Source organism: Streptomyces sp. NPDC055025 (assembly GCF_053608565.1).
Window position 1 is genome coordinate 30,293 of sequence record NZ_JBSGVS010000019.1, and the last position, 18,463, is coordinate 48,755.

1 protein-coding gene (only partly in view) is annotated in these 18,463 nt (G+C 72.1%); it reads right to left on the bottom strand.

The genetic code is table 11. The features are described 5' to 3' along the window. A protein-coding gene (locus ACWGDX_RS14410) for an SDR family NAD(P)-dependent oxidoreductase (protein WP_453625479.1) crosses the window boundary here: on the bottom strand, positions 1-18,345 show its 5' portion. 15,594 nt of this gene lie to the left of the window's left edge; 18,345 of the gene's 33,939 nt are visible here — the first part of the coding sequence; its start codon is at positions 18,343-18,345; the stop codon falls past the left edge of the window. Between the last annotated feature and the right edge of the window lie 118 nt (positions 18,346-18,463).

Consider the following 18,463-nt stretch of genomic DNA (forward strand, 5'->3'; position numbering starts at 1 on the left):
CAACCCACCACTCGCCAACGCCTGACGAATCACCCGCTGCTGCGACGGACCATTCGGCGCCGTCAGACCGTTCGACGCACCATCCTGATTCACCGCACTGCCCCGGACCACGGCCAGCACCTCATGCCCATTGCGCCGCGCATCCGAAAGACGCTCCAGCACCAGCACCCCCACACCCTCCGCCCAGCCCACACCATCAGCCGAATCGGAGAACGCCTTGCACCGGCCGTCCGGTGACAGCCCACGCTGACGCGAGAAGTCGACGAACACCGTCGGTGTCGACATCACCGTCACACCGCCCGCCAGCGCCAGCGAGCACTCACCGCTCCGCAGCGCCTGCATCGCCCAGTGCATCGCCACCAACGACGACGAACACGCCGTGTCCACCGTCACCGCGGGACCTTCCAGGCCCAGCGTGTACGACACCCGGCCCGACGCCAGACTGGTGCTGCCGCCGCCCTGGAAGCCCTCGAACTCGGGGCTCGCCAGCACGGCGGTGTAGTCGCTGTACATCACCCCCGCGAACACGCCCGTCGCGCTGCCCCGCAGTGACACCGGGTCGATCCCGGCCCGCTCGATCGCCTCCCACGACGCCTCCAGCAGCAGCCGCTGCTGCGAATCCGTCGCCAACGCCTCACGCGGCGACATACCGAAGAACGCCGGATCGAACTCACCCGCCGTGTGCAGGAACCCACCCTCGCGGGTGTACGACGTGCCCAGGTGATCGGGGTCGGGATGGAACAATCCGTCGATGTCCCAGCCCCGGTTGACGGGGAATCCGGAGATGGCGTCCCCGCCCTCCATGACGAGCCGCCACAGATCCTCCGGCGACGCCACCCCGCCGGGATACCGGCAGCTCATCCCCACGACGACGATCGGATCGTCGGCGACCCCGGCCGCGCGCCTCGCCATGGAAGCGGTCACCTCGGCCACCCCGGCCCCGGCCCCGGCCGCCGTCGCGTCCGCGTCCACGTCCGCGCCGAGCAGTTCGTCGAGAAGGTGGTCGACGAGCGTCTGGACCGTCGGATAGTCGAAGGCCATCGTGGCGGGGAGCCGCAGACCCGTCGCGGTGTTGAGCCGGTTCCGCAGCTCGACCGCCGTCAGCGAGTCGAAGCCCAGCTCGCGGAAGGCACGCCCCGGGTGGACGGCCCCGGCGTCGGCGTGTCCCAGCACGAGGGCGACCTGCCCGCGTACGAGGTCCACCAGCACTTCCAGCCGCTCGACGGCGGTGAGCACCACCAGGCGCTCCACCAGTCCCTTGGCGGTCGCCGAGCCGGCGACCACGGCACGGCGCGAACGCGTGCGGATCAACGCCCGCAGCAGCGGCGGGACTTCCCCCTGTGCGCGGAGCACCGGCAGTTCCAGTCGTACCGGCGCGAGTACGGCGTCTCCGGTGGCCAGCGCCGCTTCGAACAGCGCGAGGCCCTGCTCCACCGAGAGCGGCGGCACTCCGGAGCGTGCCATCCGGTCGGTGTCGGCCTCCGTCAGTGTGCCGGTCATCCCGCCCGACCGGTCCCAGGGGCCCCATGCCAGGGAGACTCCGGGCAGACCCTCGGCATGCCTGCGTTCCATGAGGGCGTCCAGGAAGGCGTTGCCCGCCGCGTAGTTGCCCTGTCCCGCGTTGCCGAACGTGGCAGCCGCCGAGGAGAAGACCACGAACGCCGACAGGTCGAGATCACGCGTCAGTTCGTGCAGGTGCCAGGCCGCGTCCGCCTTCGGCCGCAGCACACGGTCCAGCCGTTCCGGGGTGAGCGTGCCGACGACACCGTCGTCCAGGACGCCCGCCGCGTGGATCACGGCCGACACCCGGTGCTCGGCCAGCAGTTCCGCGAGCGCCGCGCGGTCCGCCACATCGCAGGCCACGGCCGTGACCTGGACACCGCGCGTCTCCAGCTCCGCGACGAGTTCCTCCGCGCCCTCGGCGGCCAGTCCCCGCCGGCTGACCAGCAGCAGCCTGCGTACGTCGTGTTCCGTCACCAGATGCCGGGCCAGCACCGCGCCCAGCCCACCGGTACCGCCGGTGATCAGCACACTGCCGCCGTCGGTGTCCCAGCAGGGGCGCGCGTCGCCGCCGGTCACGGGCCGGCGCACCAGGCGTCCGGCCCGTACCTCGCCGTTCCGGACCACGATCTGCGGTTCGTCGGTGTCCAGGGCCGTCGGCGGAAGCGCCGTCATCCCCTCGTCGGGGTCGAGGTCGATCAGGCCGAAGCAGCCGGGGTTCTCCGACTGCGCGGAGCGTACGAGACCCCGGACCGAGGCAGCCGCCACATCGTGGCCGCCGACGGCGCCCCGGGTCACAAAGACGAACCGGGAGTCCGCGAAGCGCGCCTCGGTCAGTCGTGCCTGGATCCGGGCCAGGGCCTGATGGGTGAGCGTGTGTACGGAGTCGGCGGTACCCGCGCCCTGTTCGCCGACCACGGGGATCAGCACCACGCCTGGCGTCGGCCCAGCGGGGGTCGGCGCGGCGGGCGCCGCCTCACCCGTCGCCGTCTCATCCGCCCCCGGCTCACCGCTCGGCAGCTCGTCGAGGACGTCGGCCTCGGCACCGATGGCACGCAGGGCCCCGGCCAGGCCCAGTGTGTCCGGGCCGAGCACCCCCACCGTCCGCTCGGGCCCCTCGGTCCGCCCCGGCTCCTCCACCCGCTCGGACCCCTCCATCGGCTCCGGCCGCGCCGGAGCCGCGCCGGACGGGATCGCCACCGGCGCCCAGTCGAGCCGGAACAGGGCGTCCCGTGTCAGGGCGTCGGCATCGCTCAGGCTCTCGGCGGACAGGGCGCGCAGCGCCAGCGACTCCACCGAGGCGACGGCCGCGCCCGTGGTGTCGGCGACGGCGATCGACACCGTTCCGTCGGCCGTACGGGACAGCCTGACCCGTACGGCGGAGGCTCCGGACGCCTCCAGCGACACACCGCTCCAGGAGAACGGGACACCGGGCGGGGCACCGCCCGCCCGGCCGGCCGCCTCCGCGGGCGAGCCGAGGAACCAGGCCGCGTGGAGACCGGCGTCCAGCAGCGCGGGGTGCAGTCCGAACGCCTCCGCGTCCGCCTGGAGGCCGTCCGGCAGGCTCAGCTCGGCGAAGACCTCGCCGTCGCGCCGCCAGGCGGCCCGCAGGCCCTGGAAGACCGGCCCGTAGACGAATCCGTCCTCGGCGCGGGCGTCGTAGAAACCGTCCAGCTCCACCGGTTCGGCTCCCACCGGCGGCCAGACCGTGGCGTCGAAGCCGGTGGCGTCGGGCCCGGGGACGGCCGCCGCCGTCCGAGGACCCGCCGCGAGTACGCCCGTGGCGTGCTGGGTCCAGGGCGCCTCGGTGTCGTCCTCGGGCCGCGAGTGGATCGTGACAGTGCGCCGGCCGCTCTCGTCAGCCGTTCCGACCCGTACCTGCGTCTGTGTGGCGCCGCGCTCCGGCAGCACCAGCGGGGCCGCGAGGGTCAGTTCTTCGACGCGCTCGCCGCCGACCTCGTCACCGGCCCGGATCGCCAACTCCAGCAGAGCTGTTCCCGGCACCAGGATCCGGCCCATGACCGCGTGGTCGGCCAGCCAGGGGTGGGACCGCACCGAAAGACGGCCGGTGAGCAACACGCCCTCGCCCTCGGCGAGTTCGACCACACCGTTGAGCAGCGGGTGTCCGGCGGACACCAGGCCGACCGCGGCGGCGTCGGCCGCGCCGCGGGTGCCGTCGGGCCAGTAGGACCGGTGCTCGAAGGCGTAGGTGGGCAGCTCCACACGGGACGCGCCGGTCCCGGCGAAGTACCCGGCCCAGTCCACGGACACACCGTGCACATGCAGTTGCCCCAGCGCGGTGACGGTGGACAGTTCCTCGGGACGGTCCTTACGGAGCACCGGCACTGTGACGGTCCCCTCGGGCACCGACTCCCCGGCCAGCGCGGAGAGCACTCCGTCGGGTCCCAACTCGACCAGCACGGTGGTGCCTTGTTGGGCAAGGGTACGGACGCCATCGGCGAAGCGGACCGCCTCGCGGACATGCCGTACCCAGTAGTCGGGCGTGCACAGCTCGTCGGCGGAAGCGAGTCCGCCCGTCAGGTTCGAGACCACGGGGATACCGGGTTCCCGGAACGTCAGCGTCTCCGCCACGGCACGGAACTCGTCGAGCATCGGCCGCATCAGCGGTGAGTGGAAGGCGTGCGAGACCCGTAGCCGGGTCGTCTTCCCGCCCTCCCGCTCCAGGCGTGCCGCGATCTCCCGTACGACGTCTTCGGCACCGGAAATCACCACCGAGGAGGGACCGTTGACCGCGGCGACGGACACCTGGCTCGCGTGCTCGGACAGCAGCGGGACGATCTCTTCCTCGGTGGCCTGTACGGCGACCATCGCGCCACCGGCCGGCAGCGCCTGCATCAGCGACCCACGCGCCACCACCAGACGGCAGGCATCCGCGAGGGAGAACACCCCCGCCACATGAGCCGCCGCGACCTCACCGATCGAATGCCCCGCCACAAAATCAGGCCGGACACCCCACGACTCCACCAGCCGGAAGAGAGCCACCTCGATCGCGAACAACGCGGGCTGGGTGACGCCCGTCTCATTCAGCGCGTCGGCGTCCTCACCCCAGATCACATCCCGGAGCGGGTGGCCCAACTCGGCGTCCAGCAGAGCCAGTACGGAATCCAACGCCTCCGCGAACACCGGGAACCGCCCGTACAACTCCCGTCCCATACCGAGCCGCTGCGAACCCTGCCCGGAGAACAGCACCGCTGTCCTGCCTCCGGTGACCGTGCCCGTGAGGGCCAGGGGGTCCGGCTCGCCAACGGCCAGTGCTGCCAGCGCGCGCACCGTCCCGGTGGGCTCGGTGGCCGTCACCACCGCGCCGTGCTCGAACCTCGACCGGCCCGTGGCGAGTGAGAAACCGATGTCCACCGGCCGCAGTCCGGGCCTGGCCTGGATGTACGAGAGCAGCCGGGCCGCCTGGCCGCGCAGCGCCTCGGGCGTCTTGCCGGACAGCACCCAGGGCACCGCACCGGGCTCTTCCGACCTGGTGGACTCCGCCCCGGCGGACGGGGCTTCGGACGAGTCGAAGTCCGTGGCCCGGACCGCCGTCGGCGGCTGCTCAAGAATCACATGCGCGTTCGTTCCGCTGATACCGAAGGACGACACGCCCGCGCGCCGTACGCGACCGGTGTCGGGCCACTCGGCAGGGGCGGTGAGCAGTTCCACCGCGCCCGCCGACCAGTCCACATGTGAGGACGGCTCGGTGACATGGAGCGTCGGCGGCAGCACACCATGGCGCATGGCCATGATCATCTTGATCACGCCCGCCGCACCGGCCGCCGCCTGGGTGTGCCCGAGGTTGGACTTCACCGACCCCAGCAGCAGCGGACGCTCCGGATCGCGCTCACGCCCATACGTCGCCAGCAGCGCCTGCGCCTCGATCGGATCACCCAACGTCGTACCCGTGCCATGCGCCTCCACCGCGTCCACATCGGCGGGCGACAACCCACCACTCGCCAACGCCTGACGGATCACCCGCTGCTGCGACGGACCATTCGGCGCGGTCAGACCGTTCGACGCACCGTCCTGGTTGACCGCGGACCCCCGGACGACGGCGAGGATCTCATGGCCATGACGGCGGGCGTCCGACAGGCGTTCCAGCAGGAGCATGCCGATGCCCTCGGACCAGCCGACACCGTCGGCCGACTCGGAGAAGGGCTTGGAGCGGCCGTCGGGGGCGAGGCCCCGCTGCCGGGAGAATTCCACGAAGGTGTCGGGGACCGACATCACGGTGACACCGCCGGCCAGCGCCAGCGAGCATTCACCGCTCCGCAGCGCCTGGGCCGCGAGATGCATCGCGACGAGTGACGACGAGCACGCCGTGTCCACCGTCATCGCGGGCCCCTCGAAGCCGAAGGTGTACGAGACCCGGCCCGAGGCGACGCTCAGCGCGCTGCCCTGCCCCTGGAAGCCTTCGAACTCCGCCCCGTTCAGCGTGGTGTTGTAACCGCTGTACATCACCCCGGCGAAGACACCGGTCCGGCTGTCGCGCAGCAAGTGCGGATCGATCCCGGCCCGCTCGACGGCCTCCCACGAGGTCTCCAGCAGCAGCCGCTGCTGAGAGTCCGTGGCCATGGCCTCGCGGGGTGACATACCGAAGAACGCGGGGTCGAACTCGCCCGCGTCGTGCAGGAATCCGCCGGAGCGGGTGTACGACGTGCCGGTGTGGTCCGGGTCCGGGTGATAGAGGGAATCCACGTCCCAGCCCCGGTTGACGGGGAAGTCCGAGACGACATCGGCGCCCTCGGAGACCACGCGCCACAGGTCCTCGGGCGAACCGATGCCACCGGGGAAGCGGCAGCTCATGCCCACGACCACGATGGGGTCGTCATCGAGCGGGGCCAGGGAGAGTTCCGGCCCGGCGCCGGCCGCAGCCGTGTCCGGGCCGAGCAGCTCTTCGAGCAGATGGCCGGTCAGTACCTCGACCGTCGGATAGTCGAAGACCATGGTGGCGGGCAGCCGCAGCCCGGTCGCCGCGTTCAGCCGGTTGCGCAGCTCGACAGCGGTGAGGGAGTCGAAACCCAGATCGCGGAAGGCGCGCGCCGGATCGACACCGTCGCCGCTCGTGTGGCCCAGCACCATGGCCGCGTGGTCGCGTACCAGTTGGAGCAGTGTCCCGTACCGTTCCGCGCGCTCCAGCCGGACCAGACGCTCGGCCAGACCGGCGTCCGTGTCCGGGCCCGTTCCGGCTCCGGCGGCCAGGGCCCGCCGGGAAGCCGTACGGACCAGTCCGCGCAGCAGCGCGGGGACGGGAACCCTGGCCCGCAGAACGGGCAGATCGAGGCGTACGGGTACGACGGCGGCTTCGCCGGTCGCGAGCGCCGCGTCGAACAGGGCGAGGCCCTGCTCCACCGAGATCAGCGGCATACCCGACTCGGCGGCCCTGCGGACATCACGCTCGTCGAGCCCGCTGGTCATGCCCGCGCCCTGGCCCCAGGGACCCCAGGCGAGCGACAGGCCCGGCAAGTCCTGGGCCCGCCGATGGGCGGTCAGGGCGTCGAGGAAGGCGTTGCCCGCCGCGTAGTTGGCCTGCCCCGGGCCACCGAACGTACCGGCCACCGAGGAGAACACCACGAATTCGGCGAGATCGAGATCGCGGGTCAGCTCATGCAGATGCCAGGCCGCGTCGATCTTGGGACGCAGTACGGCGTCGAGTCGCTCGGGCGTGAGTGATCCGATGACTCCGTCGTCCAGGACACCCGCCGTATGCACCACGGCGGTCAGCAGATGCTCGGCAGGCACCGACTCCAACAGCCCAGCCAGCGCGTCCCGGTCCGCCACATCACACGCGACCACCGACACATGCGCACCCTGAACCGTCAGCTCGGCCGCCAGCTCGACAGCGCCGGGAGCCTCCAGACCGCGACGACTGGTCAGCAGCAGATGCCGCACACCACGCACACCGACCAGATGACGGGCCAGCACACCACCCAAACCACCCGTGCCACCCGTGACCAGCACCGTGCCCTCGGGATCCCACGCACGCGGCATCGTCAGCACGATCTTGCCCACATGCCGGGCCAGACTCATAAACCGAAACGCGTCCCGCGCCCGACGCACATCCCACGAACGAACCGGCAACGGCTCCAACACGCCTTGGCCGAACAGTTCCATGAGGGAAGTCAGCATGCGCTGGATGTCCTCCGGGTCCACCCAGCCGAGGTCGAACGCCTGATAGTCCACCCCCTCGGGGAGACCGGCGGTGTCACGGACATCGGTCTTGCCCATCTCCAGGAACCGGCCACCCGGACCCAGCAACCGCAAAGACGCGTCGACGAACTCACCCGCCAGGGAGTTCAGTACGACATCAACCCCCTCACCACCGGTGACCCGGGCGAACGCCGCCTCGAAATCCGTCGTCCGCGACGAAGCGATATGGTCGTCCGCCACACCCAACGCACGCAGGGTCTCCCACTTGCCCTCACTCGCCGTCGCGAAGACCTCCGCACCCAGATGACGCGCGATCTGAACCGCCGCCATACCCACACCACCCGCACCCGCATGCACCAGCACCCGCTCACCACGACCCACACCCGCCAACTCCACCAACGCGTGATACGCCGTCAGAAACACCAACGGCACCGAAGCCGCCGTCTCCCACGACCACTCCTCGGGCAGTGGAGTGAGCAGCCGCGCGTCGCTCACCACCAGCGAGCCGAAACCGCCGGACACCAGGCCCGTGACCCGGTCGCCCGGCCACAGTCCGGTCACCTCCGGCCCGACCTCGACCACCACGCCCGAGGCCTCACGGCCCATACGCCCGGCGTCGCCGGGATACATGTCCAGCGCCTTGAGGACGTCGCGGAAGTTCACCCCGGCCGCCCGGACCTCGATCCGCACCTCGCATCCCGTCAGCGGCTCCAGTGCCTCAGGAAACGGTGCCGTCGTCAGACCGTCCAGACTTCCCTTCACCCGGCTGTCCAGCCGCCAGGGCACACCCCCGGGTGCGACAAAGGCCATGTCCGGCTCCAGCCGCGCGAGCCGCCCGGCCAGAAGCGCTCCGTCACGGACGGCGAGCTGCGGCTCATCCGCGTCGGCGGACCGCGTGAGCCGGGCCGTGAGCCAAGCCGTGAACTGGGCTGTGAGCTGGGCGAGGCCGTCGCTCCCGGAGCTGAGATCCAGCAGGCCGAAGCAGCCCGGATTCTCCGTCTGGGCCGAGCGCACCAGACCCCAGACCGAGGCGGCGGCCACATCGGTAACCTCCTCGTCCCCGGCCGCCACCGCGCCGCGTGTCACGAACACCAGCCGGGAGCCGGCGAACCGCTCATCGGCCAGCCACTCCTGCACCAGGGCCAGGGCAGCGGCGGTCAGCACGTGCGCCGACTCCGCGGTCGCGGCCCCGGTCCTGGTCCCGGCACCGACCCCAGCACCGCCCCCGACGCCATTCGTGTCATGGACGCCGACCAGTACGGTGTCCGGTACCGGGGCCTCCCCCGTCGCCAGCGACGCCAGATCGGCATGGGCCTCGACCTCGACACCCGTACCGGCCAGCTCCTCGGCCAGCGCGAGGGCATCCGGTCCGACCAGCGCGACCCTGTCCGCCCCGGACGTGGAGACACCGGAGACGGAGACGGCAGGTACGGGTACCCACTCCAGCGCGAACAGCGCGTCCCGAGCCACTCCGGCGACGCCGTCGGCGCCGCCCAACTGCTCGCTCGACACGGCCCGTACGAGCAGCGAGTCGACCGAGGCGACGGGCGCGCCCGCAGTGTCGGCGACCGCGATCGACACCGCGTCCCTGCCCTCGACCGGGGCGATCCGTACGCGCAGTGCCCTGGCGCCCGTGGCGTGCAGCGACACACCCTCCCACGAGAACGGCAGACCGCCGCCGGAGCCGTCCTCGCCGACACCGGCGAGAAGAGAGGCGTGCAGAGCCGAGTCGAGCAGCGCCGGGTGCAGACCGAAGGCATCCGCGTCGGTGCCCTCGGGCAGGCTCACCTCGGCGAAGATCTCCCCGTCACGCCGCCAGGCGGCCCGAAGGCCCTGGAACACCGGGCCATATGTGAAGCCGAGCTCCTCGAACCGCTCGTAGCACCTCTCCGCATCCAGCTTCTCGGCGTTCGCCGGGGGCCACTGCGCGGCGTCGAATCCGGTGACCGGCTGCTGAGCTCCAGCGGACAGCACACCGGTCGCGTGCTGTGTCCACGGCCGCTCCTCGGCCGTGTCAGGACGCGTGTCAGGACGGGAGTGCACGGCGACCGGACGACGACCGCTGTCATCGGCGACACCGACCCGTACCTGCACCTGGACCGCACCCTGCTCGGGCAGCACAAGCGCAGACGCGAGCGTCAACTCCTCGACCCGGTCGCAGCCGACCTCGTCACCCGCCCGGAAGGCCAGCTCCAACAGGGCGGTTCCCGGCAGCAGAACCCGGCCCATCACCACATGATCGGCAAGCCAGGAATGCGACTGCACCGAAAGCCTGGCGGTGAACAACACCCCTTCGCCCTCGGCCAGTTCGACCGCCGCACCCAGCAGAGGATGCCCCGCCGAGCCCAGACCGGCGGCCTGTACATCACGTGGGCCGGCCGACGAGGGCGCCGGCCAGAACCATCCGTGCTGGAAGGCGTACGTCGGAAGATCCACCGACCGGGCATCGGCCCCGGCGAAGAACGCCGGCCACTCCACGAGGGCGCCCCCCACATGCAGATGAGCGAGTGCCGTGACCGCCGAGATCTCTTCCGGCCGGTCCTTGCGGAGGACCGGTACGGTCACGGCACCCTCCGGCACCAACTCCTGAGCCATCGCCGCCAGCACACCGTCCGGACCCAGCTCCACGAACGTACGCACACCCCGCTCACCCAGCGTCCGCACAGCATCCGCGAAACGAACCGCCTCACGCACATGCCGCACCCAGTACTCCGGCGAACACAACTCATCCGCCGACGCGAGACCACCGGTCAGATTCGACACCACCGGCACCGACGGCTCCGCGAACGACAACCCCTCCACCACCGCACGGAACCCATCCAGCATCGGATCCATCAACGGCGAATGGAACGCATGCGAAACCCGCAACCGACTCGTCTTACGACCCCGCTCCTTCAGCCGGGCCACGACATCCGCCACGGCTTCCTCCGCGCCGGAGATCACCACCGAGGACGGACCGTTGACGGCGGCGACCGAGACATCCCCCGAGAGGAAAGGAGCGACCTCGTCCTCCGTCGCCCGCACCGCGACCATCGCACCACCCGCCGACAGCGCCTGCATCAACGACCCACGCGCCACCACCAGACGACAGGCATCCTCCAACGAGAACACCCCCGCCACATGAGCCGCCGCGACCTCACCGATCGAATGCCCCGCCACAAAATCAGGCCGCACACCCCACGACTCCACCAACCGGAACAACGCCACCTCGATCGCGAACAACGCCGGCTGCGCACAGCCGGTCGCATTCAGCGCCTCGGCATCCCCACCCCACATCACCTCCCGCAGCGAACGACCGCCCAGCTCGCCACGCAACTCGGCATCCAGCAGAGCCAGTACGGAGTCGAACGCCTCCGCGAACACCGGGAACCGCCCGTACAACTCCCGCCCCATACCCAACCGCTGCGAACCCTGCCCCGAGAAGAGGAACGCGCGCTTTCCGCCGACGGCCGGGCCCGAGACCGCCGAAGTGTCCGGTTCACCGGCCGCCAGCGCGGCCAGCGCGCGTACGGGGTCGGCGGACTCGCCTGCCAGGACCACCGCGCGGTGGTCGAACACCGAACGCCCCGTGGCCAGCGAAAACCCGACATCCACGGGCCGCAGTTCGGGCCTGGTCTCGATCGATGACAGCAGTCGGCCCGCCTGGTCCCGCAACGCCTCGGGCGTCCTGCCGGAGAGCACCCACGGCACCACACCCGGCCCTTCCGCCTCCGCGCTGTCGAGCACCGTTCCCTGGATGACCGTGGGCGGCTGTTCCAGGATGATGTGCGCGTTCGTACCGCTGATACCGAACGACGACACGCCCGCGCGCCGTACACGCCCTGTCTCGGGCCACGCGGTCTGCTCGGTGAGCAGCTCCACCGCACCCGCCGACCAGTCCACGTGGGACGACGGTTCGGTCACATGCAACGTCCGAGGAAGAACCCCGTGCCGCATCGCCATCACCATCTTGATGACGCCCGCCACACCGGCAGCGGCCTGCGTATGACCGATGTTGGACTTCACCGAACCCAGCAGCAGCGGACGCTCCGGATCACGCTCACGCCCATACGTCGCCAGCAACGCCTGCGCCTCGATCGGATCGCCGAGTGTCGTACCCGTACCGTGCGCCTCCACCACATCCACATCACCCGCCGACAACCCACCACTCGCCAACGCCTGACGGATCACCCGCTGCTGCGACGGACCATTCGGCGCCGTCAGACCGTTCGACGCGCCATCCTGATTCACCGCCGACCCACGCAGCAGTGCGAGCACCTGGTGCCCGTTGCGCCGTGCGTCCGACAACCGCTCCAGCACGAGGACACCCACGCCCTCCGACCAGCCGACACCGTCGGCCGAGTCCGAGAACGCCTTGGACCGCCCGTCGGGGGCGAGACCTCGTTGGCGGGAGAACTCCACAAAGGTGCTGGGGGTGGACATGACCGTCACACCGCCGGCCAGCGCCAGCGAGCATTCACCGCCGCGCAGCGCCTGCGCGGCGAGGTGCATCCCGACCAGGGAGGAGGAGCAGGCCGTGTCCACCGTGACGGCCGGGCCTTCGAGACCGAGGGTGTAGGAGACCCGGCCGGAGGCCACGCTCGGAGCGCTGCCGTTGCCACGGAAGGCCTCGTACTCCTCACCCGTGAGCATGGGACCGTAGTCGTTGTACATCACACCGGCGAAGACACCGGTCCGGCTGTCGCGCAGTGAGTGCGGATCGATCCCGGCGCGCTCGATCGCCTCCCAGGAGGTCTCCAGCAGCAGCCGCTGCTGCGAGTCCGTCGCCATCGCCTCACGCGGTGACATTCCGAAGAAGCCGGGGTCGAACTCCCCAGCCGTGTGCAGGAATCCGCCGTCGCGGACATGGGTCCTGCCGGGGCGGTCGGGATCCGCGTCGTAGAGTCCGTCGATGTCCCAGCCCCGGTTGACGGGGAATCCGGAGATGGCGTCCCCGCCCTCCAGGATGAGCCGCCACAGATCCTCCGGCGAGGCCACTCCGCCCGGGTAGCGGCAGGCCATACCGACGATCGCGATGGGGTCGTCGGCCACGGGGGGCAGGGCCCGGTCCGGCACCGCCGGTGCGCCGGCCGTGGAGTCGGCCGTCTCGCCGAGGAGTTCGTCGCGCATATGGTCGGCGAGCGCGTTCGGGGTGGGATAGTCGAAGACCATGGTGGCGGGGAGCCGCAGCCCGGTCTCGGTGTTGAGGCCGTTGCGCAGTTCCACCGCCGTCAGCGAGTCGAAGCCGAGGTCCTGGAACTGACGGCCGGCCTCGACCTCGGCCGCGTCGGCGTGGCCCAGTACCCGGGCGACCTGGCCGCGTACGAGGTCGAGCAGGATCTCGCGGCGCTCGGCGCCGTTCAGTCCTGCGAGTCGCTGGGCGAGGCCCCCGGCGGTGCCGGAGGCCTGGGCGGCGGCGCGCCGGGCTCGTGCTCGGATCAGACCGCGCAGCAGCGGCGGGATGCCGCCCTGGGACCGCAGCACCGGCAGATCGAGCCGTACGGGCGCCACCGTGGCCGCTCCGGTGGCGAGGGCTGCGTCGAACAGCGCCGTCCCCTGGCCGACGGAGAGCGGAGGCATACCGGAGCGCGCGATGCGCTCGACGTCGATCTCCGTGAGCGCTCCGGTCATACCGACGCTCCGCGTCCACGGGCCCCAGGCGAGGGCGAGTCCGGGCAGACCCGCTGTCCGCCGGTGCTCGGCCAGTGCGTCGAGGAAGGCGTTGCCCGCCGCGTAGTTGGCCTGTCCCGGGCTGCCGAGGGTGGCGGCGACGGAGGAGAACAGCACGAAGGCGGCGAGGTCCAGCTCGCGGGTCAGCTCGTGCAGATGCCAGGCGGCGTCGACCTTGGGCCGGAGCACCCCGCTCAGCCGCTCCGGTGTGAGCGAACCGATCACGCCGTCGTCGACCACGCCCGCGGTGTGGATGACTGCGGTCAGCGGGTGCTCGGCCGGCACCGACGCCAACAGCTCGGACAGCGCGGACCGGTCGGCGATGTCACAGGCCGCGACGGTGACCTCGGCGCCGTGCGAGGTGAGTTCACCGGCCAGCTCCGCCGCGCCGGGCGCCTCGGCACCCCGTCGACTCGCCAACAGCAGATACCGTACGCCTCGTCGGGTCACCAGGTGCCGGGCGAGTACGCCGCCCAGCCCGCCCGTGCCGCCGGTGATCAGCACCGTACCGTCGGCGTGCCACGCGGTCGGCTCCTCGGTCCCGGCGACGGGAACGGGAACAGGAACGGGAACGGAAGCGGGCCCAGGAACGGGTACGGGCACGGGCACGCGTGTCAGCCGGGCGGCGAGCAGTCGGCCGCCGCGTACCGCGAGGTCCGGCTCGTCGATGGTGGCCGGCACGGCCTCCGGGGGGAGTGAGGCCGTGCCGGGGTCCAGGTCCAGGAGGCCGAAGCGTCCCGGGTTCTCGGTGCGTGCCGTCCGTACGAGGCCGTGGGCCGAGGCGGCGGCGAGGTCGTCGCCGTCCAGCGCGCCGCGCGTCACGAACACCAGACGGGCGTCGGCGAACCGGTCCTCCGCCAGCCACCGCTGTACGTGTGCGAGGACCTGGGCGCCGAGGGTGTGCGTCGCCTCCACGACCGCGCCGTCCCGCTCACCGCCCACGGCGAGCAGCACCACGTCGGGCACCGGGGTGCCGTCCGCCGCCGCGAGCGATACCAGGTCGGGGTGGACGGCGACGGAGGTACCGGCGGCGCGCAGCGCGGCCGTCACTCCGAAGGTGTCCGTCCCCACCACGGCCACGGCCACCGCGCGGGCCCCGGCCGTGGTTTGAGCCTTGGTCCCGGCCTTGGTCCCGGCCGCGCCCTTGAGCTCGGTCCACTCCACACGGAACAGGGAGTCCGGGTGCACGGAGCCGCTGTCGTCGGGCCGCTCGGCGGGCACCGGGCGCGAGACCAGCGAGTCGACGGTGAGGACCGGGCCGCCCGCCATGTCGTACACGGCGATGGAGACCGTGTCCTCACCGGCGGGAGCGATCCGGGCGCGGACCGCCGAGGCGCCGGAGGCGGTCAGCGACACGCCTTCCCAGGCGAAGGGCAGTCCGCCCCGGCTGATGGCGCCGAGGTCGGTGTAGGCCGCCGCGTGCTGGGCGGCGTCGAGCAGCGCCGGGTGCAGACCGAAGGCGCTCGCGTCGGTTCCGGAGCCGGTTCCGGAGCCCGTTCCGTCGGCGGATCCCGCGCCGGTTCCGGTGCCAGTGCCCGCGCCGGTTCCGGTGCCCGCGCCGGTTCCGGAACCGTCCGGGAGGGCGACCTCGGCGTACACCTCCTCGCCGCGCCGCCAGACGGCCCGCAGCCCCTGGAACACCGGACCGTAGTCGAAGCCGAGCCCGGCGAGCCGCTCGTAGCAGCCGTCGAGATCGACGGGTTCGGCGTCGGCCGGGGGCCATACGGTGGCGTCGAAGCCGGCGCCCGCGGCCCCGGACCCGGCGCCCGCGCCCGTGTCCCCCGCCCCGACGCCGACGCCGACGCCGGCGCCGGCGCTGTCGCCGGGTGCGACAAAACCGGTGGCATGCTGTGACCAGGGAAGGCCGGACGCGTCCTCGGCACGTGAGTAGATGCCCAGCGGGCGGCGCCCCGCCGCGTCGGCGGCGCCGACCCGGACCTGGAGCCGTACGGCGCCCTGCTCGGGCAGTGCCAGCGGCGCGGCGAGGGTGAGTTCCTCGACACGGTCGCAGTCGACCTCGTCACCGGCCCGGACGGCCAGCTCGACAAAGGCGGTCCCGGGCAGCAGGACGCGGCCCCGCACCCCGTGGTCGGCGAGCCAGGGATGCGACCGCACCGACAGCCTGCTGGTGAACAGGACGCCTTCGCCGTCGGCCAGTTCGACGGCCGCGCCCAGCAGCGGGTGTCCGGCCGGGCCGAGCCCGGCGGCGCGGATGTCCCCCGCCCCGTCACGGCTGCCGGAGGGCCAGTAGCGCTGCTTCTGGAACGGATAGGTCGGCAGCTCCACGCGCCGGGCACCGGAACCGTCGTACAGCCCGGCCCACCGTACGGTGGCACCGCGGACATGCGCCTGGGCGAGCGCGGTGACCACGGCCACTTCCTCGGGACGGTCCTCGCGCAGCAGCGGCAGGATCACCGCCCCGTCCGGCAGCGAGTCCTGGGCCATGGCGGAGAGCACACCGTCGGGCCCCAGTTCCAGCAGGGTGGTGACGCCCCGTCCGGTGAGGGTGCGGACGCCGTCGGCGAACCGTACGGTCTCCCTGACATGCCGGACCCAGTAGTCGGCCGAGCACAGCTCGGCCACATCGGCGATCCCGCCGGTCAGATTCGAGACGACCGGGATCCGGGGCTCCCGGTACGTCAGACTCTCCGCCACGGCACGGAAGTCCGCCAGCATCGGCCGCATCAGCGGTGAGTGGAAGGCGTGCGAGACGCGCAGCCGCTTCGTCCGGCGGCCCTCTGCCTCCAGACGCGCGGCGATCTCCAGTACGGCGTCTTCGTCACCCGCGATCACCACGGACCGCGGTCCGTTGACGGCCGCGATCGACACCTGGCCGGTGAGCAGCGGGGTGATCTCGTCCTCGGTGGCCCGTACGGCGACCATGGCGCCGCCGGGCGGCAGGGCCCGCATCAGTGAGGCGCGCGCGGCCACCAGTCGGCAGGCGTCCTCCAGGGTGAGGACGTCCGCCGCGTGGGCGGCGGCGATCTCGCCGATGGAGTGGCCGCCGACATAGTCCGGGGTGATGCCGAGAGAGGTGACGAGGCGGAACAGCGCCACCTCGATCGCGAAGAGGGCGGGCTGGGTCCAGCGGGTCTCGTCGAGCCGCCCGGCGTCGGATCCCCAGACGATCTCGCGCAGCGCGGGGCGGTCGGGGTCCGCGCCGAAGTGGGTGTCGAGTTCGGCGGCCACGGTGTCGAAGGCCTCGGCGAACACCGGGAAACGGGCGTGCAGTTCACGGCCCATACCGAGCCGCTGGGAGCCCTGGCCGGAGAACAGCACGGCGAGCGGGCCCTCGTCGGCGACGCCTCCGGCCGCCTCGGTGACCTCGATGGCGCGGGCGCTTCCGGAGCCCGCGTCGTCGGTACCGGTCGCGAACAGCACCGCACGGTGCTCGAACACCGTGCGTCCGGCGGCCAGGGAGTAGCCCACGTCCACGGGCCGTATCCCGGGAGAGCGCTCGACGAAGGACAACAGCCGTGCGCGCTGGGCCTCCAGGGCCGCGGCGGTGCGGCCCGCGATGGCCCAGGGAACGACGCCCGGCGCCACGGAGCCCTCCGCGACGGCGCTCCCCGCTTCGTCCCCGGCGGACAGCCGCTCCGGTACGGGCGCCTCCACCGGCGTCTCCACCGGCGCGTCCACCGGCGTCTCCTCCGGCGTCTCCTCCGGCGCCTCTTCCAGGATCACATGCGCGTTGGTTCCGCTGACACCGAAGGAGGAGACGGCGGCGCGCCGGGCCCGGTCCGTCCGGGGCCATGCGATGGGCTCGCTCAGCAGTTCCACCGAGCCCGCCGTCCAGTCCACATCGCCGGACGGTTCGGCCGCGTGCAGGGTGCGCGGCATCAGCCCGTGCCGCATCGCCATGATCATCTTGATCACGCCGGCGGCGCCCGAGGCCGCCTGGGTGTGCCCGATGTTGGACTTGACCGAGCCGAGCCGCAGCGGGCGCCCGGGGTCGCGGTCCTGACCGTAGGTGGCCAGCAGCGCCTGTGCCTCGATCGGGTCACCGAGCGTCGTACCCGTACCGTGCGCCTCGACGATGTCCACATCGCCGGGCGTCAGCCGGGCGTTCTCCAGGGCGGCCCGGATGACCCGCCGCTGGGAGGGGCCGTGGGGCGCGGACAGCCCGTTGGACGCGCCGTCCTGGTTGATCGCGCTGCCGCGCAGCACGGCCAGGACCGGGTGGCCGGCCCGCCGGGCGTCGGAGAGCCGCTCCAGTACGAGGACCGCGGCGCCCTCGCCCCAGCCGGTGCCGTCGGCGTCGCCCGAGAAGGACTTGCACCGGCCGTCGGCGGCCATCCCGCCCTGGGCGGTGAAGGAGACGAAGGGGCCCGGTGTGGCCATCACGGACGCGCCGCCCGCCAGGGCCATGGTGCACTCGCCGTTGCGCAGGGCCTGCGCCGCCCAGTGCAGTGCCACCAGCGAGGAGGAGCAGGCCGTGTCGACGGTGACGGCGGGTCCCTCGGCGCCCAGCGTGTAGGAGAGCCGGCCCGAGATGACACTGGCGGCGTGCCCGGTCATCGCGTACAGCTCGGTGTCCTCGCCGGACGCCTTGATGACCGTGCCGTAGTCCTGTCCCGCCGTACCGACGAACACGCCCGCCCGGCTGCCGCGCAGCGTGGCCGGGTCGATCCCGGCCCGCTCCAGCGCCTCCCAGGCCACCTCCAGCAGCAGCCGCTGCTGGGGGTCCATGGAGACGGCCTCCCGGGGCGAGATACCGAAGAACCCGGGGTCGAAGTCCGCCATGTCGTAAAGGAATCCGCCCTCCTGGGCGAGGCTGCGGCCGGGGCCGTCCCCGGCGAGGCGCTCCAGGTCCCAGCCCCGGTCGGCGGGGAAGCCCGCCATGACGTCGCGGCCCTCGGTGACCAGCTCCCACAGCTCCTCGGGGGAGGTGACCCCGCCGGGGTAGCGGCAGCCGATCCCGACGACGGCGATGGGTTCCTCGGCGGCCTCCACCAGCCGCTGGTTCTGCCGGCGGAGCCGCTCGATCTCCTTCAGGGACGAGCGCAGCGCCTCGACGTACTTGTTGGGGGACGAGCTCATCGATCTCTCCAGATCTCTTTCGGTTCGCGTCGCCGGGAGGGCACGGGATCTCGTCGCCGGCCGGAGTGCCTTCCCGGCAGGGCGCCGGACCCCGTCGCCGGGAAGGCACTCCTGCCGG